This window comes from Alloiococcus sp. CFN-8 (assembly GCF_049943125.1).
GTDB lineage: Bacteria > Bacillota > Clostridia > Clostridiales > Clostridiaceae > JAEXZL01.
The window spans coordinates 1,562,884-1,582,411 of the sequence record NZ_CP188040.1 but is presented as its reverse complement, the minus strand read 5'-3'; the positions used below and the strand labels follow the sequence as shown (position 1 = coordinate 1,582,411).

Here is a 19,528-nt window from a genome sequence, read left to right as displayed (position 1 = left end):
ATCTGCTATACCAGGCTTTTCTACTATTCTAATTATCCTATAAGGCTTCTGTGACAACCTTCTTCATATCCTTTTCAAACTTGCTCCTAGGAAGCATTACTATCCTTCCACAGCCAGTGCACTTTATTTTTATATCTGCTCCAACTCTTATTATTTCCCATTTATCTGTGCCACAAGGATGCTGCTTTTTCATCTGTACCACATCACCGATATCAAAATTCTTATCCAAATACTGTTCCTCCTTTATTTAACTGACTCTTCCCCAATTATCCTGGTTTTTGTGTAAGGCACTTCTACTCCCTTAACCTTCAACTCATTTTTTATAAGCATTCTTAGCTCATTTTCCAATGCCCAGTTCATCATTGGCCTAGACTTTCCTAATACCCTAATAGTAGCACAAAACTCATTAAGACTGGTTAAGCCAACCACCTTAGGAGGCTCTACTATCTCTTCCTTATTCTTAGAAAACTCCTCACAAACACTATCAATAATTTTCATTGCTCTTTCTGCATCCTCTTCATATGCAATCTGAACATCTACCTGCATTCTTGAATCTGCTACAGATTTGTTAGTCACTTCTGCAATAGCGCTATTAGGTATTATATGGATATCACCATTAAAGTCCTTAAGCAATGTAGTTCTTAGGCCTATATCCTCTACTATACCCCTGTAGCTTCCTACAATAATATAGTCTCCCACTGAAAACTGATTTTCAAATAATATAAATAAGCCATTTATTATATCTTTAACCAGTGACTGAGATCCTAAACCTATAGCAACACCACCAATACTAGCTATTGTTATGCTTATAGGTCCAAATATCATAGAGAGTATGGCTGTTATACCAAAAAAATAAGTAGCATATCTTAAAATACTCTTCAGAATACTACCAAAGGTATAGGCTTTTTTACTATCTAAGCTGAATCTCCCCCTGCTTTCCACCTGTTTCTTCACAACTTTGTCTATTAGCTTATTTCCAATTTTAATTACAAAGATCATTATTATCCCTATAATTATTATTTTTAATACTGTTTTTCCCCAGCTTATTAGCATATCACTATTTATAACCTCCAAGCCAAAAATTTCTAAATATCTCTTTCCTGTGCTTGAAGCTAACATATTAGCTAACATTTTTCACCCCATCCTTTAAATAGCTTTATATAATTCTAGATATCAACAATAATCCTATTACAGTTTTTAATTTCTCTATAATACTTCTTGAAAACCAATCTCTGTTTTATGATATATATGCTTTATATGAATCTTATCTTCCTCTATTAACCTTTTTATGGAAGGTAAGTTTTCTTCTCTAAATCTAATACTTATACCACAGCTTTGTGTTATATGTGAAGGAGTAGGCATTATACCGATTGGAAACCCTTCTCCTTTAATAGCCCTTTCTGCCTCTATGGCATTATGGGTATTCGTGAAAACTATTATGTAGTAATTTTCCATTGATGTATCCTCCATCTGTTTAATTAGCTTAATACTGGTTATATTCTATTATAAGTATATATTATCAATTTTCCCTTAGATAGTATAAAGTTTAAATATTTTTTACTTGTGAAATACCATCTATTTATCTTAGATTCACAATAGTATAATATAATTAATGAAAATAATGTCATTTGGAGGTTTTAACTTGAAAATTTATCTAGATAATGGTGCTACCTCTTTTCCGAAACCACCAGCTGTTACAAAAGCAATGGTAGATTTTATGAATAATATTGGTAGTAACTCTGGTAGAGGAAGCTATTATTCTTCATTAGAGACAAGCAGGAGGATATATAACTGCCGTGAGCTCCTCTGCAAGCTTTTTAACTTTGATAAGCCTGATCATGTAATTTTCACCCCCAATATAACCTACTCCCTAAATATTCTTCTGCAGGGTATCCTTAAGCCTGGCTGGCATGTAATAACTTCCTCAATGGAACATAATTCTGTACTGAGGCCGCTTATAGCAGCTAAGGATAAATTAGGTATAGAGCTGGACATAGTCCCAGCAGATGATAATGGTCTAGTTTCCACAGAGCTATTAAAATCATACATAAATCCAAGAACAAAGCTAATCATTTTATCCCATGGCTCTAATGTCACTGGTACTGTTCAGCCTTTAAAGGATATTGGTAAATTATGTAAATGTAATAATATATATTTTATTATCGATTCGGCTCAAACAGCTGGTATTCTTCCTGTTGATTTCAAGGCCTTAGGGGCAAATGCTATAGCCTTTACCGGACACAAAGGTTTAATGGGACCACAGGGAACTGGTGGATTTCTCATAGATGATGCTCTTAATAACATCGCTAGCTCTACTATTCTTGGGGGAACAGGAAGCCTGTCCTCTAGCACCCTTCAACCAGACTTTCTTCCAGATAAATTTGAGAGTGGAACCCTCAACGGACCTGGACTCTTTGGACTACATGCTGGAATTGACTTTGTTATGAAAACTGGGACAGAAGCTATTCGGCATAAAAAGTCAGAACTCACCAATAAATTTATCAATGGGTTAAAAGAAATTGATAGAATTAATTTATTTTGTCATGAAAGCTCTGTAAACACTGGGGTAGTTTCTATGACTTTTGATGGAAGAGAAATATCTGAAATTGGCTATTTATTAGATACTGAATATAATATTATGACTCGCGTAGGCTTACATTGTGCCCCACTAGCTCATAAAACCATAGGCACCTACCCCTCAGGCACCTTAAGATTCAGCTTAGGCTACTTCAATACAGAGAAGGATATAGAGCTTACTTTAAGTGCATTGAATAATCTACTAAGGAGTTGATAAATATGGAAGCTTATATCAAAAAGGGAGAACGAACTGCAGTTTTTTTCCTTCTTTATTCTCTGATTTTTTATCTATTTTTTAATACCTTAAAATACACTCTACCCTTTGTATTAGGAATAATCTTTGCGCTTATATGTAGGAAACCAGCTTATTATCTTACAATGACCTTTAAGATTAAACCATGGCTTGCTTCCCTTTTGTCATCTATAGTTTTTTTTATTATACTTATAGGTACTATATTTTTATGTGGAACAGCAATAATTAATGAGACGGTAAGCTTAACAAAGTTTATTCCAGAATACATAGGTAACTTAGCTAATTCATTATATGATAATTTAATGAAGCTAAATGATACCTTTATTATAAATATTGATTCAAATATTTTAAGCTCTCTAGAAAGCTCTATTTCTGATACTGCTGCTTCAGTAGTGGCCACTACTGTTAATTTAAGTACTCTTATCATCCAAAAAATACTTGCTATATTAGGTTCCGTTCCTTACATAGCCATGGTAATAATATTTACTTTATTAGCCACCTATTATATAACCTTAAATTTGATCTCTCCTCATAGCAAGAATATACTTAAAGTAGCAGGGATTAAGGTTAATAGGACTGTGGAAATAGCTCTAGAGATGAGAAAAATGATATTTAACTTTTCTTTATCCTATCTATTAATAGTGTTTATAACCTTTTTAGCTACTTTAATCGGCTTTACTATATTAAGGATACCTTATGCATTTTTATTAAGCCTTCTTTGTGGTATTTTTGATATAATGCCCATATTAGGTATGGCTATTGTTTATATTCCATTGGCTTTAATCAATTTTCTTCAAGGAAATTATTTTACAGGACTTGCACTTTTAATACTATGGATTATAGTTATGGTAGTTAGACAGATTATCGAGCCTAAAATTATGTCAACTACCCTAGGACTTAATCCACTAGCAGTCCTGGCAGCTATTTTTATAGGAATTGAAGCTGGTGGAGTTTTAGGAATGTTATTCTTTATGTTTTTAGTGGTATTTTATACAGTGCTTAACGAATTAAAGGTAATTTAAGTATAAAACCTTCTTCTTTGGTTAGTATCTAAGAAGGAGGTTTTTTTATGAAGAATATTTTCAATCATTTAGTAAAAAACTACATCACATTAGTTCAGCACAGGAAATCAAACTTAACAAAGGCGGCTTCTTATAATAATATTATAGAAAAGCGTTACCCTTTAACTATTTCCTCATCTCTCTCTTCTGCTGCAGTAGATGTATATAATGCATTAGATACTTTAATTGATAGGAGTATCCCCCTAAAGGATATTATAATATTATGTATTGGAACTGATAGAGCAACAGGGGATTCTCTAGGCCCAATAGTAGGCTATAAGTTAATGGAGCTCACTGATAGCACTCCTTTAATACTAGGCACTCTGAGTTCACCGGTTCATGGAAAAAATCTTCACAGCACAGCAGAACAGATTAACAATTTATATCCTAAGAGATTTATTATCGCAATAGATGCCTGTCTAGGTTCAAGTAATTCTATAGGTAATATATATGTAGAAAGAGGCCCACTTTATCCTGGTTCAGCACTTAATAAGAAGCTAATGCCTATAGGTGATATTAGCATTACAGCAGTAGTTAATTCTTTAAGTGGAGATTCCTTCACAACATTACAGAATACTAGACTTTTCACTGTAGTATCTATTGCTGAAATAATATATAATGGTATTTTAAAATTTATTGTTTCACGTGAAACATATCAAAATATAGAGTAATAACGCTTTTTAATCATTGTTTCACGTGAAACATATCAGAATAATGATGAATAAGATCTATTGTATAATATGTACTCAATATCATCAATGCTTTTACTGCCTACATCAATTATTAAGGTCCCCTCATGTTTTATATTATTAATTATATTTAGAGAAGCTAAGTCTATATCTTTTATATTGCAAATAATAGCATCATATTGATCATTCCCATACACATTAGTATTGTAGCCTCTTTCCTCTAACTTACTTTTTAAACTTTCCAAGCCCTCACATACATATAAATTCATAAATAAGACCTCCCTTAGGGTAATTATTCCCTAAAGGAGGTCTTTTATTCTTATTGATTCATGGCATCCTTTAATACAGCTTTTTCTTCTTCAGATAAATCGTATCTTGAAATACCCTTATCAATAGGTTTTGCATAAGAGGTTGTTTCCTGTCTTCCAAATATTCCGGTCAAAATGATACCATCATTCTTCTCATTGAGTAGGGCAATTGAATAGCTTAAATCGCTACCAATATCCTCAAAAGCCTTATATCTCTTAATAGCTACCTTCTTAAGACAATTTTCAAGCTGTGACTTAATATACTCACTTTCCGCTCTAGCTTCAGAAGATATCCTCACTGCTTCCTGGGAATTATCAAGGTATTGAATGAGCATTTCCTCCAAGCTTTTATTATTGGTTCCACGCATGAGCTTTCTATATCTTTTTTCAATCCTATTTAAAGAGCTATAAGCGACAATCACTAGGATCATCAGCAATAATACTAGAAGAATCAGAGCAATTACTATATACAATTGATATTCTGATATTATGTCTATTACATTCTGCAAGTTATTCATCCCTCCACATGTTTCACGTGAAACCTTAAATTTTTAAGATATCAATTATTCTTTGTAAGTCATCCTCAGAATAATATTCTATCTCAATCTTACCTTTATTCTTTTTTGCATCTATATTTACTTTAGTACCTAAAAGACTCTCAAATCGACTTTCAATATCTCTATAATAAGGATTATATATATCTTCCTTCTTCTCTTTCGTTATTTTTTCTCTACCTAACTGCTTAACTATAGCTTCTAATTGTCTCACAGAAAGCTTTTCATCAATGACTTTTTGTGCTGTTTTATATTGAAGCTCTTTATCAGTTATTCCTAATAATGCTCTTCCATGACCCTCTGATAAAACTCCATCAATAATATATTCTTGAACTCTAGAATCTAAGTTCATAAGTCTTAAAGTGTTTGTTATAGCTGTTCTAGATTTACCTATTCTTGTACTTAGCTCTTCTTGGGTAAGAGAAAACTCGTCCATGAGCTTCTTATAAGCTACAGCTTCTTCAATAGGATTCAAATCTTGCCTTTGAATGTTCTCTATTAAGGATATCTCTAGTATTTCTTTATCAGATAAGTTCATTATAACAGCTGGAACTTCATTAATACCTGCTTTTTTTGCAGCTCTCCATCTTCTTTCTCCAGCCACAATTATATAGTTATTATCAACCTTATTTAAAACAAGTGGTTGGATAATACCATATTCCTTTATAGATTCACTGAGAGCTAAAATCTTTTCTTCATCAAAGGTTTTTCTTGGCTGTTCAGAATTAGGTTTGATACTATTGATATCTATCATCAAGCTTTTCTTTTCATCTTCATTGCTCTTTTCTTCCTGCTCAGGAATTAAAGCACCAAGACCTCTTCCTAAGCCGTGCTTTTTAACCAAATTAATTCACTCCTTGTCTCTTTACAAATTCCTTAGTTAAATCCTCATAAGCTTCAGCACCCTTGCATCTCTGATCATATAGTACTATTGGAAGTCCAAAACTTGGAGCTTCTGCTAGCCTAACATTACGTGGAATTGTAGTGTTATATACTTTATTATTAAAATACTTCTTAACTTCATTTTTTACATCATTACTTAGATTTGTACGGCCATCAAACATGGTTAAGAATACTCCCTCAACCTCCAAATCCTTATTAAGTGATTTCTTTACAAGCTGTATTGTATTAATTAACTGACCTACCCCCTCAAGAGCATAAAATTCACTCTGTATGGGAATCAACACTGAATCTGATGCTGTAAGTGCATTAATAGTCAATATTCCCAGAGACGGAGGACAATCTATAAAAACAAAATCATACTCACCATCAATGCTTCTTAGCTTTTTCTTAAGGATTGTTTCTCTGCTATTAGAAACAGTAAGCTCTACCTCAGCTCCTGCCAGCTCCATTATTGAAGGTGCCAAATATAAGTTTTCTAATAGCTGACTTTGTATTATCACATCTTTAAGCTCTGTATCACTAGTCAAAACATCATATGTAGACTTCTCTATTTTATGCTTATCAAAACCAAGACCGCTAGTGGTATTACCTTGTGGATCTATATCAATTGCAAGAACCTTATATCCTTCTAAAGCTAAATATGAACACAAATTAATATTGGAGGTAGTTTTACCTACTCCACCCTTTTGATTAAATATAGAAATTATCTTCATTAAATATACCTACCTTTTCTAAAAGTATAGTTTATTACACCTCCTAGTGATCTTATAATCTTATTATATATTCCCACAAGGAATTATTAAAGAACTTTATAAGAAAAGGCAAATAAAAAAAACAAAAGCAGCGAAAAACTGCTTTTGTTTCACGTGAAACATTAACTTTTGCTCTTTGGTATGGTAACAGTGATTTGAACAAAATCACCACAATCCTTAGACTTATAATCTGCTGGGATATTAAACTTGTCAAAAACTTGCTTAATTGAATTTATGTATATTTTTGACGAAAATACACCTTTTAAATTATTCTTCTTACCAGTGTTTAATTCTTCACCTTTTAGCTTAAGAAGCTCCTTATTAACTAATGCTTCAGTTTCCTTTACCGTTAAATTACATTTGATTACCTTCTTAACAATTTTAACCTGAAGCTCTTCATCCAACAAAGGAAGTAATGCTCTAGCATGTCTTTCAGTAAGACTATTTTCTAAAAGTAGAAGTCTCACGGAAGCCGAGAGCTTCAATAATCTCAACTTATTAGCAATGGTTGATTGCTTTTTTCCCATTCTTATAGCTAGCTGCTCCTGAGTAAATCCATGCTCATTAATTAGGTTATAGTATGCTTCAGCTTCTTCAATGAAATTTAGGTCTTCCCTCTGAAGATTCTCCAGTAAGGCGAGCTCTGCTGCTTGTTTATCTGTTATATCTAATATAGTACATGGAACTTTATCTAATCCTATAGATTTAGCAGCTCTCCATCTACGCTCTCCAGCAACTAATTCATATCTTTCACCCATTTGCCTCACTGAAAGCGGCTGTAATATTCCATTATGCTTTATTGAGTCTGCTAATTCCTGCAATGAAACATTATTAAAATATTTTCTAGGTTGATAAATATTAGGTACTATCATATTAACGTTAATTAATAAAATCTCATTTCGTATCTCCACAGCTATCCCTCACCCGTTAAAAATTTCCTTTTATTTACAATTCTACAAAGTTGATATATTTCCTTTATTTTTCTCAAAAAAATGTTCTACATATATAAACAAATTTAGACAATCGGCTTCTTTTGAATTGATGCAGCCTTTCTTGGATAAAGGCTTGGTGTATTACCTATCTTCTTAACCACTACAAGATTATGCTTTAAATCGCTATCCTCAATATTCACAGGAATTATCTCTTCAAGGTTAGCTCCCAATAATTTAATAGCCTTGGTTGAAGTGGTTATTTCTTCCTCTATTGCAGGTCCCTTAAGGGGAATAAAATATCCACCCTTTCTCACAAAGGGGATGCAAAATTCACTTAAGGAGCTCATATTGGCCACAGCTCTAGAGGTAGCAACATCATATTTCTCTCTATGTTCTTTTTTTCTGCTTTCCTCTTCTGCTCTACCATGTATCGCTTTAATATTTTTAAGTCCAAGCTCCTCAGCCACTGTATTTAAAAAAGTAACTCTCTTATTTAATGAATCTAATAATACTATTGAAAGATCAGGCCTCATAATACCTATTGGAATTCCAGGAAATCCTGCTCCTGACCCAACATCTATAAGACTATTACAGGTTTTAAAAGGCTCTGCCTTAAAGGCTTTTATAGAATCAATAAAATGCTTCTTAATAATTCCTTCATCCTCAGTTATGGCTGTAAGATTCATCTTATTATTCCATTCCTTTAATAATTCCTTATAGGTTATAAACTGCTCATACTGCACTATTGTGAACTCCATATGAACATCATCTGCTGCCCGTTTAATTATATCATAGTATTCCATTCTATTCCTCCATTTTGTTAGAATGAATTTTGTTATATTGCTCTAAGTAAATGAGAAGTACTGAAATATCTGCAGGAGAAACACCTGATATTCTTGATGCCTGACCAATGTTTATAGGTCTTATCTGACTAAGCTTTTGAGTAGCTTCTATCCTGAGTCCCTTTATATCCTGATAGTTTAAATCCTCTGGTAGCCTTCTATTTTCTAGCTTCTTAAACTGTCTTACCTGCTCTAGCTGCTTTTCAATATAGCCTTCATATTTTGATATAATACTAACCTGCTCCATTACATCCTCAGGAAGCTTAGGTCTATCAGTATCCAGAGGTGCTACTGAAAAGTAATCAAGCTCTGGTCTCTTAATAAGCTCATATAGGCTGATTGGCTTTTTAAGCTCCGCAGAATTTAAAGTTACTAAGAACTCATTGTTTTCAACCTTGTTAGTCACTTGAACCTTTTTAATTCTTTCTACTTCCTCTTCTATCTGAAGCTTTCTCTTAGTAAAGCTTTCATAGCGTTCATCAGAAACTAAGCCTATGCGTCTTCCTATTTCTGTTAATCTTAAATCGGCATTGTCTTGTCTTAATAGAAGTCTATATTCAGCTCTTGAGGTCATCATTCTATAAGGCTCATTGGTTCCCTTAGTAACTAAATCATCTATTAATACACCGATATAAGCATCGGATCTTGTAAGAATCAGCTGCTCCTCATCCTTAGCATAGAGAGCTGCATTAATTCCTGCAATAAGTCCCTGACAGGCAGCCTCTTCATAACCAGAGGTTCCATTAAGCTGACCTGCACCAAACAGACCTTTTACTTTTTTAAATTCTAAAGTAGGAAGAAGCTCTAAAGGATCTATACAATCATATTCTATTGCATAGCCTGTTCTCATCATCTCAACATTCTCTAGTCCTATTACAGTCTTTAGCATCTGTAGCTGTATTTCTTCTGGAAGAGAGCTAGACATTCCTTGAACGTACATCTCATCAGTATTTTCACCCTCAGGCTCAATAAATATCTGATGCTGCTGCTTATCAGGGAATCTCATGGCCTTATCTTCTATAGAAGGACAGTATCTAGGTCCTACCCCCTCGATAACTCCATTATACATAGGGGATCTATCTATATTATCCTTAATTATCTTTAAGGTATCTGGCGTTGTATAAGTTAAATAACAGGATATTTGCTCTCTCTTAATCTCCGCAGGATTGCTCATGAAAGAGAAGGGTACTATCTTCTCATCACCCTTTTGTTCTGACATCTTAGTAAAATCTACAGAACGCTTGTTAACTCTAGCTGGAGTTCCTGTTTTAAATCTTCTAAGTGGAAGACCTAATTCTATAAGACTTTGAGAAAGCTCATTAGCTGGGAAGAATCCATTAGGACCACTATTATAATTAACCTCTCCTAATATAATCCTACTTCTTAAATAGGTACCAGTAGCAACTACTATGGATTTACAGTTATATATAGCTCCAGTTCTGGTTACTATACCCTTTACCTGATTGTCCTCTGCTAGTATCTTTACTACTTCGGTTTGCTTTAAATCAAGATTTTCCTGCTCCTCAATAACCTTCTTCATTCTCTCCTGATATTTTCTCTTATCTGCCTGAGCTCTAAGAGAATGAACCGCTGGTCCCTTTGAGGTATTGAGCATTCTGCTCTGAATATAAGTATGATCTATATTAATACCCATTTCTCCACCTAAGGCATCTATTTCTCTAACTAGATGTCCCTTGGCAGTTCCTCCTATATTAGGATTACAGGGCATAAAAGCAATGCTATCTAAATTCATGGTACACATAAGAGTTTTAAGCCCCATTCTCGCTGAAGCTAAGGCTGCCTCTGAGCCGGCATGACCTCCTCCAATTACCACTACATCATAATTTCCACCAATATAACTCATTTTATTCACCTACTTTCCTACACAGAAGCTTGAGAATATCTTATTTACTAGGTCCTCTTGAATCTCAGCACCGGTGATTTCTCCTAAGGCCTTCAAAGCACTGGTTACATATATGGAAACTAAGTCCAGATAAGCTCCCTGCTTTACCTGCTCTAGAGCTGTATTGCAGCCTTCTAAAGCCCTATATAAAGCTTCCTTGTGTCTAACATTTGTTATCATAACGCCCTCAGTGTTTATCTCACCATTGAAGAACATATCCTTAATCTTCTGCTTCAATTCTTCAAGACCTGTTCCTGCTACTGCAGAGATTTCAATGCTATTTACTAATGAAACCTCTGAAGGTATCTCAAGTCTTCTTTCTAAGTCTGTTTTATTTAAGAGTAAAAGATATTTTTTATCCTTTATAAATTCAATAATCTCTTTATCCTCTTCCTCTAAAGCCCTGCTTAAATCAAGCATTAAAACTATTAAATCCGCCTGGCTTATCTTTTCCTTGGATCTTTCTACACCTATTCTTTCCACTACATCCTTAGTATCTCTAATACCAGCAGTGTCAGTAATTTTTATAGGTATGCCATCTAAGCTCAAATATTCCTCTATTACGTCTCTTGTGGTTCCTGGAATATCTGTAACAATGGCTCTATTCTCCATAAGAAGAGCATTTAATAGAGATGATTTTCCAACATTTGGTTTTCCTATAATAACAATATTTAAGCCTTCTCGAAGAATTTTCCCTTCATTAGAGGTCTTTAATAGATTGTCTATTTCCTTTATTACTTCCTCCAGCTTATTTTTTACTAAAACTGGTGTATGGTCATCAGGTTCTTCATCATCCTCAGTAAAATCCACAACAAATTCTATCAGAGCTAAAACATTTAAAAGCACCTCACTGAGCCTACTTATTTCCCGGGAAAGTCTCCCTTCACTCTGAAGCATAGCAGACTTCATGGATAAATCTGTTTTAGATCTTATTATATCTATAACCGCCTCCGCTTGAGTTAAATCAATTCTTCCATTTAAAAAAGCTCTTTTAGTAAATTCACCAGGCTCAGCATGGCGAGCACCAGCCTTAATTACCTCTTCAAGAATTCTATTGGAAGATATAACTCCCCCGTGGCAGTTTATCTCTATTGTATCTTCAGCGGTATAGCTCTTAGGCCCCTTCATAAAGCTCACAATAACCTCATCTATAACGCTATCAGTACCTTTTTCTACAATATGACCATACCTCATGGTATAGCTTTTTATATCCTTAATACTTCTGTGATTTTTACCCTTGAAGATTGAAGAAACAATGTCTAATGCCTTATCACCAGAAACTCGGATTATTGATATGCCACCTTCTCCTAAAGCCGTGGCTATGGCAGCAATAGTATCAAATTCCTTCATTGATTATCCTCCTTATCTAAGGTTAAAATGTATAATAAACTTAATGGCACTTAAGTAATTTTCACTCTCATCTTATACTAATATTTATCTAATTAAAAGTACATATATATGTTAATAAAAATTAAACCCAAATAAAGCTTAATTTTCCTAGCTATTCTCAAACAATTAAAAAGAAAGCCATGGGGCTTTCTTTTATAATCTAATCTTTCTTTAAATCAACAACCACTCTTCTATAAGGCTCTTCACCTTCACTATGGGTCTTAACAAAAGGATTATCCTGAAGAGCTGAGTGTATAATTCTTCTTTCGTATGGGTTCATGGGTTCAAGCTTAAAGCTTTTTCCATTTTTCTTAACCTTATAGGCTGTTTTTTCAGCTAATCTCTTTAAGGTTTCCTGTCTCTTAGTTCTATAATTTTCTGTATCTAATATAACTCTCTTATATTCTATGTCGTGACCTTTATTGACTACTAAGCTTATAAGATATTGAAGAGCATCCAGTGTTTCTCCTCTATAACCAATTATAACCCCCATATTAGGTCCAGTTAAATTTATACTAATGATATCATTGTCCTCTTTAATTCTGATTTCTGCCTTTACTCCCATGGCATCTAAAACATCTCTTAAAAAGACCTTGGCTTCATAAATATAATCTCTCTTTACCGTAACACGAATCTTGGCTGGTTTAACACCAATAATCTTAAATAAGCCTTTGTTACCTTCATCAATAACTTCCACTTCAATCTTATCCTCTGTAACATTTAGCTCTGATAAAGCATTCTTTATAGCATCATCGACGCTTTTACCAGTAATCTCTATTACCTTCATACCCTATTCACCCACCTTACCTCTAAATTAATTATATAAAGCTATTTAGCTTCTTTTGCCTTTCTCTTAGCAGGTAAAATGACTAATAAGTAGGATTGTAGGGCCTGCAGTAAGCTATTGATTATCCAATACATAACCAGAGCTGACTTAAAGTTAAAGGCCATAACTCCCATAAATATAGACATACCTATATTCATTCCACCCATATTCATAGCTGGAGCTGCATTATTATTATTGTTATTTTTATTGCTGTTATTTCTCTGCAATAACCAGGATGATAGATAAGTAGAAGCACCAGCAAGTATTGGAAGTATTAATGAAAATGGTATTCCAATAGCACTATTATTAGCAGCTAAATCTATTCCTAAGAAGGTTGCTCCACCAAAATCTATTTTTTGGAATACATAATACAACGCAAATAGTATAGGCATTTGTATTATAAGTGGAAGACATCCACTAAAAGGACTTACATTATGCTCCTTATATAGCTTCATCATTTCTGCCTGCTGCTTTTGTGGATCATTTTTGTATTTGTCTTGAAGCTTTTTAAGCTCAGGCTGAATTTCCTGCATAGCAGCTTGTGATCTCATTTGTTTTATGTTTAAAGGTAGTAATACTATTTTAATAAGTAATGTTAAAACTGCTATTGCCAGCACATAAGCTAAACCAGCATCAGTTATACCTATTGCATTTAATCCCTTGTGGACAACATCAAATAGGTATTGTAAAAAATCTTGTATAATTTTCAAAATCTAAACCTCCTAAAGCTATTTAACCGGGTCATAACCCCCATCATGAAAAGGATGACATTTGAGTATTCTCTTAATACTCATAAATCCTCCCTTAAAAGCACCATACTTCTCAATTGCCTCTAAAGCATATTGGGAGCAGGTCGGATAGAATCTGCAGCTTGGTGCTTTAAGAGGCGATAGATATTTTCTATAAAACTTTATTATCTTTATCATTAACTTTTTCATTAATTATTAAGCCTGCCTTTTTGAATAATTTATTCATAGCATCCTCGATTTCCTTATAGGAGCTAGTACTAGCAGAACTTCTAGCTACAAATACAAAATCATACCCTTCTTTTAAGGTATTCTTATTTAATCTATAGCTTTCACTTATAAGTCTCTTTACTCTACTTCTAATAACGCTTTTTCCAACCTTCTTGCTGACGGAAATACCTACCTTATTAAATTCCTTATGGCTTTCATCTTTGTTTCTTCTATTTTTCATTACATATAATACAAGCAGATTATTAGAATAAGACTTACCTCTTCTATAAACCAACCTAAATTCAAGGTTCTTTCTTAATCTATATTGTTTCATTAGAAATAGATTCTCCTTTTTTCTGCTATTGCAGAAAAAGGCCACAATTGCGGCCCTTATGCTGTCAATCTTTTTCTTCCCTTTTGTCTTCTTCTCTTAAGCACGTTTCTTCCAGATAGAGTGCTCATTCTTTTTCTAAAGCCATGCTCTCTCTTTCTCTGCTTCTTTTTTGGCTGATATGTCATAAACATATTATCTCCACCTCCTTGCTACACAATATTTATAGCAATATATCTACTATACGAATCTTAGGTTCATAAATATTATAGATTTACCTTATAATTATATATTCATCAATTAATACTGTCAAGAATAGTTATGAGGATAATTATAATAGAATTTCATCTTCTTTTGGATAAGAGCTGTTGATAATTAGTATAAAATATCAACTATTTGTGGATAAGTTATTGAATGGGGATAATTTTATGTGTTATTATTAGATATGAATTGTGAATAACTTATTTTTTAAACAAGTTATCCACAGCTGTTGATAACATTGTGTATAACTTGTTTAATATTTCTTTATATAAGACTTATTTTTTATTTTTTATATGAAAAATAAGTTTTTATCATCTGTGTATGGTGTTAATTATTATATATTATCATCTTGTGGATAACATTATTATATAAGAATATCTCACAAAGTTATTAACATGTGAATAATTTTACCTACATTAGTCTATATGATTATAATGAGAAAACTATTCTGTTTATAAGTTGTTGATACATTTATTTGATCATGACTTCTTACAATAATAAAACCGGAGGATACAATATGGATGCCCAATTGAAAGATCTATGGGATAAAACCCTGAATATACTAAGGGGCGAATTAACAGAAGTTAGCTATAATACTTGGATTAAGAGCTGTGAACCTCTTTCTGTATCCAATGATACTATACGTCTGGGAGTTCCTAATGATTTTACTAAGGAAATAATTGAATCAAGGTATAAGGATTTAGTAGCCAATGCTATTAAACAGGTATCATCTAAAAAATATAATATAGTCTTTGCAACCTTTTCTGAGGAAGCTATAGAAGAACAGGCAAAGATTGACGAAAAAAAAGAGAAGCCTAAAAATTCGGTGGTAGTAAATGATGAAATGTCTGCTACCCTAAATCCCAAGTATACCTTTGACTCTTTTGTTATAGGTAATAGCAATAGATTTGCTCATGCAGCATCCTTAGCCGTAGCAGAATCTCCAGCCAGGGCTTACAATCCTCTATTTATATATGGTGGAGTTGGACTGGGAAAAACCCATTTAATGCATGCAATAGGTCATTATGTTCTTCAGACTAATCCTAAAGCAAAGGTAGTTTATGTATCATCAGAAAAGTTCACTAATGAGCTTATTAACTCAATAAGACATGATAAAAATGAAGAATTTAGAAATAAATATAGAAATGTAGATATTCTGCTTATCGATGATGTTCAGTTTATAGCTGGTAAGGAAAGTACTCAGGAGGAATTCTTCCATACCTTCAATGCTCTTCATGACGCAAACAAGCAGATCATTCTCTCCAGTGATAGACCACCAAAGGAGATTCCAACCTTAGAGGACAGACTTCGTTCTCGTTTTGAGTGGGGTCTCATCGCAGATATGCAGCCGCCAGATTTTGAAACTAGAATGGCCATATTAAAAAAGAAGGCCGACGTAGAAAATTTAAATATTGCTAATGAGGTTATGGTATATATAGCTACAAAAATAAAATCTAATATTAGAGAGCTAGAAGGAGCTCTAATTCGAATCGTTGCTTTTTCTTCCTTAACTAATAGGGAGATAACGGTAGATTTAGCTTCCGAGGCGCTAAAGGATATAATATCAAACAAGCAAACAAAAGCCATAACTATAGATATAATCCAGGAGGTAGTAGCTAACTTCTATAATTTAAGGCTAGAAGAGCTGAAATCTCAAAGAAGAACAAGAAATGTAGCCTTTCCTAGACAGATTGCCATGTATCTAGCTAGAAAGCTTACAGATCTTTCTCTTCCTAAAATAGGAGAAGAATTTGGAGGAAGAGATCATACCACCGTTATTCATGCCTATGAAAAGATCTCAGAAGAAATTAAGACCAATGAGGCTTTAGAAAATGTAATTAAGGATTTAACTAAAAAGCTTACTCAAAAGTAAAACACTAGTACATATATATGTGGTAAAAGCCTGTTGTTAAGCCATTTACTTAAGATAAAAAGTAAATATTCACAGCGGTGAATAATAACTCTATAATTACCTGTGGATAAGTTTTTTGTAAGCTCTGATTTTATAATAATGTGGATAAGATGAATTTTTATCATTTACTTATCCACAATATTTTTTTAAGCTATTTTCTCATATTTTCAAGGCTGAGACCACTTATCCACAAACCCACACCCCCTACTACTACTACAACTAAAAAATAATATTATTATCTATCCTAATCTAGAAAAAATCTGTGTGAATAACCTAAGGAGGTTTTATATATGAAACTCTTATGTGATAAAAGCAAGTTATTAGAGGCTATATCTATAGCACAAAAGGCTATTACAGGAAAATCCACAATGCCTATATTAGAAGGACTATACATAAATGCAGCTAATGACAATATTACTCTTATAGGCTCAGATATTGATTTGAGCATAGAAACCAAGACTAAAGCTAAAGTAATGGAGCCTGGTAAAATAGTAGTAGATTCAAGACTTTTGGGAGAAATTATCAGGAAGCTACCTAATGATGAAATTCTTATTGAAACTTTAGAAGGCAGTATTTTACAGATAATATGCCAAAAATCAGTATTCAATCTTTTATATATGAATGCTGAGGATTATCCATCCATTCCAGAAATTCATGCTGATACCAATTTATCTATCAGCCAGGCACTTCTAAAAAACATGATTAAAGGTACCATATTTGCTACTGCTCAAGATGAAACAAGACCAATACTTCAAGGTGTTCTTTTTGAAATAAGGGATAAAAGTCTGAATTTAGTAGCCTTAGATGGCTATAGACTAGCTATTAGAAGTGAGTATGTAGATAGTGAGAATAGTATAAATGTTGTTATACCTGGCAAAACTCTTAATGAAGTAAGTAAAATAATGGATGAAAAGGAAGAAGAGGTTCTAATAACCTATACCTCAAATCATATTCTATTTAACCTGGGAGAAACTAAAATAATTTCAAGACTTCTAGAGGGAGAATTTATAAAATACTCTTCCCTGCTGCCACAGGATTATAAGCTTTTAGTAACTGTTAATAAGCAGGAAATTCTAAATGGAATCGAAAGAGCTTCCCTTATGGCTAAGGATGGAAATAGCAATTTAATAAAATTAGATATCGAAGAGGACAACGTGGTAATCAGCTCCAATTCTCAATTAGGAAAGGTTCGTGAAGAGGTTTCTGCAGATATGCAAGGTGAGGGAATTCAAATTGCATTTAACTCAAAATACCTTCTTGACGTAATGAAGATAATGGAGGATAATGAGATACTTATGGAGCTATCCACTAGCGTTACTCCATGTGTTATTAAAAATAAGAATATAGATAACTGTAAATATCTAGTTCTTCCTGTTAGATTAGTAAAATAGTTAAGGAGGAGGTGCTATAAGTTTTTCTTATAGCACTTAAAATATATGCACAATATAAAGATAAACACGGAAATAATAAAGCTTGATGCTTTTTTGAAATGGTGTGGAGCTGCTTCTATGGGCTCAGAAGCTAAGATTTATGTTCAAGAAGGCGAAGTTAAGGTAAATGGAGAGGTATGTACCCAAAGAGGAAAAAAATTAAAGAGTGGAGATACTGTTGAGCTTCATGGTGAAATTTATAAAATTATTTAAATTTAACTCCCTCTTTTAAAATGTGCTTAAAAATATGATATAATTTAATGGGTGTTTTTAATGTTTATAAAACATATTCAACTAATGAATTATAGGAATTACTCACAGCTTAGTATTAGCCTCAGTGAGAATGTCAATGTTTTTATGGGAGATAATGCTCAAGGAAAGACAAATATTCTTGAAGCGATGTATTATTGTGGCTTTGCCCGTTCTCATAGAACTAATAAGGATAAAGAGCTTGTTAACTGGAATGGTGATAGAGCTCTTATTAGCCTGTATGTAAAAAGATCTAGAATTGACAAAAAAATCAATATTGCTATATTTAAAGATGGGAAAAAAGCGATAAATGTAAACTCTATTAAGGTAAATAAGGTTTCAGAGCTTATTGGTGCCTTTAACGTTGTGATGTTTTCTCCTGAAAATCTAAAGATAGTCAAGGAATCACCAGGAGTAAGAAGAAAATTTATTGACATGGAGCTAAGTCAGCTAGATCCCAAGTACTATTACAATCTAGTACAATATAATAAGGTTTTAAACGAGAGAAACAGTGTACTAAAAAACAAGAATCTAGAAGAAAGTATGCTAGATATATATGATTATCAGCTTGCAGCCTTCGGAAAGTACATCCTAGAGGAAAGGCAGAAGTATCTCCATAAGCTTAATATTCATGGAGGAAGGATTCATAAGGATATAACCTCTAACAAGGAGGAGATAACCTTTAAGTATGTTAGCTCTGTAAATCTCAGTGGAGATTTAGAGGAGGCTTTAATTAAAGCTTTAAAGGAGCATAGACAAAAGGATAGAGAAAGAGGTATAACATCACAGGGGCCCCATAGGGATGACTTTTTAATATTTATAAATGGCATAGATGCAAAAAGCTATGGCTCCCAGGGACAGCAAAGAACCTCTGTTCTAACAATGAAATTTGCTTCTCTTAGGATAATTAAGGAGCAGACTGGTGAATACCCTGTATTACTTTTAGATGATGTTTTATCAGAATTAGACTTTAAAAGAAAAAGATATGTCCTTAGCTCTATTAAGGATATACAAACAATCATAACCTGTACAGGTATTGAGGATATTTACGAATATTTAGATGATAAGTCTAAAGTATTTACCGTGAGAGATGGAACTATTGTCCTTTAAAGGAGGAATTATTGTGTTCTTACATTTAGGTGAAAATGTTGTAGTTCCTATAAAAGACATTATAGGAATTTTTGATTTGGATAATACAATGTATAGCTCAGATACCATACAATTTTTAAGGATGGCTGAAGAGGACGGCTTTGTAGAGAGAATTACTAAGGATAAACCAAAGTCCTTTGTTATAGCAGAAGTAAATAAAAAAAGTAAAATATACCTTTCTCCCATATCTTCTTCAACACTTTCCAAAAGAACAAAAATTAACTATGATCTTTAGCTGCTTTAATATGAGC

The 19,528-nt window shown here is 33.1% G+C and carries 24 protein-coding genes; 8 read left to right on the top strand and 16 right to left on the bottom strand.

Annotated features, from left to right (window positions below):
• Positions 1-37: 37 nt before the first annotated feature.
• The 3 genes from ACPWSR_RS07085 to ACPWSR_RS07075 form a co-directional block, all read right to left on the bottom strand.
• On the bottom strand, positions 38-229 hold the full coding sequence (locus tag ACPWSR_RS07085; RefSeq protein ID WP_426350984.1) for a DUF951 domain-containing protein: 192 nt from the start codon (positions 227-229) through the stop codon (positions 38-40).
• Between the two features lie 14 nt (positions 230-243).
• Positions 244-1,131, bottom strand: a complete 888-nt coding sequence (locus ACPWSR_RS07080) for a mechanosensitive ion channel family protein (protein WP_426350983.1) — start codon at positions 1,129-1,131, stop codon at positions 244-246.
• A 75-nt stretch (positions 1,132-1,206) separates the two neighbouring features.
• Positions 1,207-1,455: a DUF3343 domain-containing protein gene (locus ACPWSR_RS07075; RefSeq protein ID WP_426350982.1), complete on the bottom strand. Its 249-nt coding sequence runs from the start codon at positions 1,453-1,455 to the stop codon at positions 1,207-1,209.
• Between the two features lie 187 nt (positions 1,456-1,642).
• Between ACPWSR_RS07075 and ACPWSR_RS07070 the strand changes: the two genes are divergently transcribed.
• From ACPWSR_RS07070 to yyaC, 3 genes are read left to right on the top strand one after another with little or no spacing between them, the layout of a single operon-like run.
• The gene (locus ACPWSR_RS07070; protein ID WP_426350981.1) at positions 1,643-2,791 is read left to right on the top strand and encodes an aminotransferase class V-fold PLP-dependent enzyme; all 1,149 of its coding nucleotides are present in this window, start codon (positions 1,643-1,645) and stop codon (positions 2,789-2,791) included.
• 5 nt (positions 2,792-2,796) lie between these two features.
• Positions 2,797-3,852 carry a sporulation integral membrane protein YtvI gene (ytvI, locus tag ACPWSR_RS07065; RefSeq protein ID WP_426350980.1) on the top strand — a complete coding sequence of 352 codons (1,056 nt, stop codon included), beginning with the start codon at positions 2,797-2,799 and terminating at the stop codon, positions 3,850-3,852.
• Between the two features lie 47 nt (positions 3,853-3,899).
• A complete protein-coding gene (gene yyaC / locus ACPWSR_RS07060; protein WP_426350979.1) occupies positions 3,900-4,562 on the top strand; it encodes a spore protease YyaC in 663 nt (220 codons plus the stop codon).
• A 35-nt stretch (positions 4,563-4,597) separates the two neighbouring features.
• Here the strand turns inward: yyaC and ACPWSR_RS07055 are convergent, their stop codons facing one another.
• From ACPWSR_RS07055 to rpmH, 13 genes are all read right to left on the bottom strand, one after another.
• The gene (locus ACPWSR_RS07055; RefSeq protein WP_426350978.1) at positions 4,598-4,849 is read right to left on the bottom strand and encodes a YkuS family protein; all 252 of its coding nucleotides are present in this window, start codon (positions 4,847-4,849) and stop codon (positions 4,598-4,600) included.
• Positions 4,850-4,899: 50 nt separating this feature from the next.
• Positions 4,900-5,406 (bottom strand): DUF4446 family protein, encoded by a 507-nt coding sequence (locus ACPWSR_RS07050; RefSeq protein ID WP_426350977.1) that lies wholly within the window; start codon positions 5,404-5,406, stop codon positions 4,900-4,902.
• A gap of 25 nt (positions 5,407-5,431) precedes the next feature.
• Positions 5,432-6,286 carry a ParB/RepB/Spo0J family partition protein gene (locus tag ACPWSR_RS07045; RefSeq protein WP_426350976.1) on the bottom strand — a complete coding sequence of 285 codons (855 nt, stop codon included), beginning with the start codon at positions 6,284-6,286 and terminating at the stop codon, positions 5,432-5,434.
• A 1-nt stretch (position 6,287) separates the two neighbouring features.
• Positions 6,288-7,058, bottom strand: a complete 771-nt coding sequence (locus ACPWSR_RS07040; protein WP_426350975.1) for a ParA family protein — start codon at positions 7,056-7,058, stop codon at positions 6,288-6,290.
• A gap of 161 nt (positions 7,059-7,219) precedes the next feature.
• Positions 7,220-8,008 carry a nucleoid occlusion protein gene (locus ACPWSR_RS07035; protein ID WP_426350974.1) on the bottom strand — a complete coding sequence of 263 codons (789 nt, stop codon included), beginning with the start codon at positions 8,006-8,008 and terminating at the stop codon, positions 7,220-7,222.
• Positions 8,009-8,112: 104 nt separating this feature from the next.
• Positions 8,113-8,832, bottom strand: a complete 720-nt coding sequence (gene rsmG / locus ACPWSR_RS07030) for a 16S rRNA (guanine(527)-N(7))-methyltransferase RsmG (RefSeq protein ID WP_426350973.1) — start codon at positions 8,830-8,832, stop codon at positions 8,113-8,115.
• Position 8,833: 1 nt separating this feature from the next.
• The gene (gene mnmG, locus ACPWSR_RS07025; protein ID WP_426350972.1) at positions 8,834-10,735 is read right to left on the bottom strand and encodes a tRNA uridine-5-carboxymethylaminomethyl(34) synthesis enzyme MnmG; all 1,902 of its coding nucleotides are present in this window, start codon (positions 10,733-10,735) and stop codon (positions 8,834-8,836) included.
• A 9-nt stretch (positions 10,736-10,744) separates the two neighbouring features.
• Complete coding sequence (mnmE, locus tag ACPWSR_RS07020; protein ID WP_426350971.1) at positions 10,745-12,124, bottom strand: tRNA uridine-5-carboxymethylaminomethyl(34) synthesis GTPase MnmE; 1,380 nt, start codon at positions 12,122-12,124, stop codon at positions 10,745-10,747.
• A gap of 199 nt (positions 12,125-12,323) precedes the next feature.
• The gene (gene jag, locus ACPWSR_RS07015) at positions 12,324-12,950 is read right to left on the bottom strand and encodes an RNA-binding cell elongation regulator Jag/EloR (protein ID WP_426350970.1); all 627 of its coding nucleotides are present in this window, start codon (positions 12,948-12,950) and stop codon (positions 12,324-12,326) included.
• A 41-nt stretch (positions 12,951-12,991) separates the two neighbouring features.
• Complete coding sequence (gene yidC / locus ACPWSR_RS07010) at positions 12,992-13,699, bottom strand: membrane protein insertase YidC (protein WP_426350969.1); 708 nt, start codon at positions 13,697-13,699, stop codon at positions 12,992-12,994.
• Positions 13,700-13,717: 18 nt separating this feature from the next.
• Positions 13,718-13,915: a membrane protein insertion efficiency factor YidD gene (gene yidD / locus ACPWSR_RS07005; RefSeq protein WP_426350968.1), complete on the bottom strand. Its 198-nt coding sequence runs from the start codon at positions 13,913-13,915 to the stop codon at positions 13,718-13,720.
• Positions 13,890-14,279, bottom strand: coding sequence for a ribonuclease P protein component (gene rnpA, locus ACPWSR_RS07000; protein WP_426350967.1), 390 nt, complete (start codon positions 14,277-14,279; stop codon positions 13,890-13,892). Before rnpA ends, yidD begins: the two co-directional genes overlap by 26 nt.
• Positions 14,280-14,335: 56 nt before the next feature.
• Positions 14,336-14,470, bottom strand: coding sequence for a 50S ribosomal protein L34 (gene rpmH / locus ACPWSR_RS06995; protein ID WP_040214767.1), 135 nt, complete (start codon positions 14,468-14,470; stop codon positions 14,336-14,338).
• A 584-nt stretch (positions 14,471-15,054) separates the two neighbouring features.
• Between rpmH and dnaA the strand changes: the two genes are divergently transcribed.
• The 5 genes from dnaA to remB all read left to right on the top strand — a co-directional run bounded on the left by dnaA (position 15,055) and on the right by remB (position 19,512).
• Entirely contained in the window at positions 15,055-16,410 is a 1,356-nt protein-coding gene (gene dnaA / locus ACPWSR_RS06990) for a chromosomal replication initiator protein DnaA (RefSeq protein ID WP_426350966.1), read from the top strand.
• A gap of 329 nt (positions 16,411-16,739) precedes the next feature.
• Positions 16,740-17,840, top strand: coding sequence for a DNA polymerase III subunit beta (gene dnaN, locus ACPWSR_RS06985; protein WP_426350965.1), 1,101 nt, complete (start codon positions 16,740-16,742; stop codon positions 17,838-17,840).
• A gap of 45 nt (positions 17,841-17,885) precedes the next feature.
• Positions 17,886-18,092, top strand: a complete 207-nt coding sequence (gene yaaA, locus ACPWSR_RS06980; protein ID WP_426350964.1) for a S4 domain-containing protein YaaA — start codon at positions 17,886-17,888, stop codon at positions 18,090-18,092.
• Between the two features lie 60 nt (positions 18,093-18,152).
• Positions 18,153-19,238, top strand: a complete 1,086-nt coding sequence (gene recF / locus ACPWSR_RS06975) for a DNA replication/repair protein RecF (RefSeq protein WP_426350963.1) — start codon at positions 18,153-18,155, stop codon at positions 19,236-19,238.
• A gap of 13 nt (positions 19,239-19,251) precedes the next feature.
• Positions 19,252-19,512, top strand: coding sequence for an extracellular matrix regulator RemB (gene remB, locus ACPWSR_RS06970; protein ID WP_426350962.1), 261 nt, complete (start codon positions 19,252-19,254; stop codon positions 19,510-19,512).
• The last annotated feature ends 16 nt before the right edge of the window (positions 19,513-19,528 follow it).

Excerpts from the sequence above, each read along its gene's own strand:
- ACPWSR_RS07080 (WP_426350983.1), bottom strand. The coding sequence starts at position 1,131 with ATGTTAGCTAATATGTTAGCTTCAAGCACAGGAAAGAGATATTTAGAA.
- ACPWSR_RS07075 (WP_426350982.1), bottom strand. The coding sequence starts at position 1,455 with ATGGAAAATTACTACATAATAGTTTTCACGAATACCCATAATGCCATA.
- ytvI (WP_426350980.1), top strand. The coding sequence starts at position 2,797 with ATGGAAGCTTATATCAAAAAGGGAGAACGAACTGCAGTTTTTTTCCTT.
- yyaC (WP_426350979.1), top strand. The coding sequence starts at position 3,900 with ATGAAGAATATTTTCAATCATTTAGTAAAAAACTACATCACATTAGTT.
- ACPWSR_RS07055 (WP_426350978.1), bottom strand. The coding sequence starts at position 4,849 with ATGAATTTATATGTATGTGAGGGCTTGGAAAGTTTAAAAAGTAAGTTA.
- ACPWSR_RS07050 (WP_426350977.1), bottom strand. The coding sequence starts at position 5,406 with ATGAATAACTTGCAGAATGTAATAGACATAATATCAGAATATCAATTG.
- ACPWSR_RS07040 (WP_426350975.1), bottom strand. The coding sequence starts at position 7,058 with ATGAAGATAATTTCTATATTTAATCAAAAGGGTGGAGTAGGTAAAACT.
- rsmG (WP_426350973.1), bottom strand. The coding sequence starts at position 8,832 with ATGGAATACTATGATATAATTAAACGGGCAGCAGATGATGTTCATATG.
- mnmG (WP_426350972.1), bottom strand. The coding sequence starts at position 10,735 with ATGAGTTATATTGGTGGAAATTATGATGTAGTGGTAATTGGAGGAGGT.
- mnmE (WP_426350971.1), bottom strand. The coding sequence starts at position 12,124 with ATGAAGGAATTTGATACTATTGCTGCCATAGCCACGGCTTTAGGAGAA.
- jag (WP_426350970.1), bottom strand. The coding sequence starts at position 12,950 with ATGAAGGTAATAGAGATTACTGGTAAAAGCGTCGATGATGCTATAAAG.
- yidD (WP_426350968.1), bottom strand. The coding sequence starts at position 13,915 with ATGATAAAGATAATAAAGTTTTATAGAAAATATCTATCGCCTCTTAAA.
- rnpA (WP_426350967.1), bottom strand. The coding sequence starts at position 14,279 with ATGAAACAATATAGATTAAGAAAGAACCTTGAATTTAGGTTGGTTTAT.
- rpmH (WP_040214767.1), bottom strand. The coding sequence starts at position 14,470 with ATGTTTATGACATATCAGCCAAAAAAGAAGCAGAGAAAGAGAGAGCAT.
- dnaA (WP_426350966.1), top strand. The coding sequence starts at position 15,055 with ATGGATGCCCAATTGAAAGATCTATGGGATAAAACCCTGAATATACTA.
- dnaN (WP_426350965.1), top strand. The coding sequence starts at position 16,740 with ATGAAACTCTTATGTGATAAAAGCAAGTTATTAGAGGCTATATCTATA.
- yaaA (WP_426350964.1), top strand. The coding sequence starts at position 17,886 with ATGCACAATATAAAGATAAACACGGAAATAATAAAGCTTGATGCTTTT.
- recF (WP_426350963.1), top strand. The coding sequence starts at position 18,153 with ATGTTTATAAAACATATTCAACTAATGAATTATAGGAATTACTCACAG.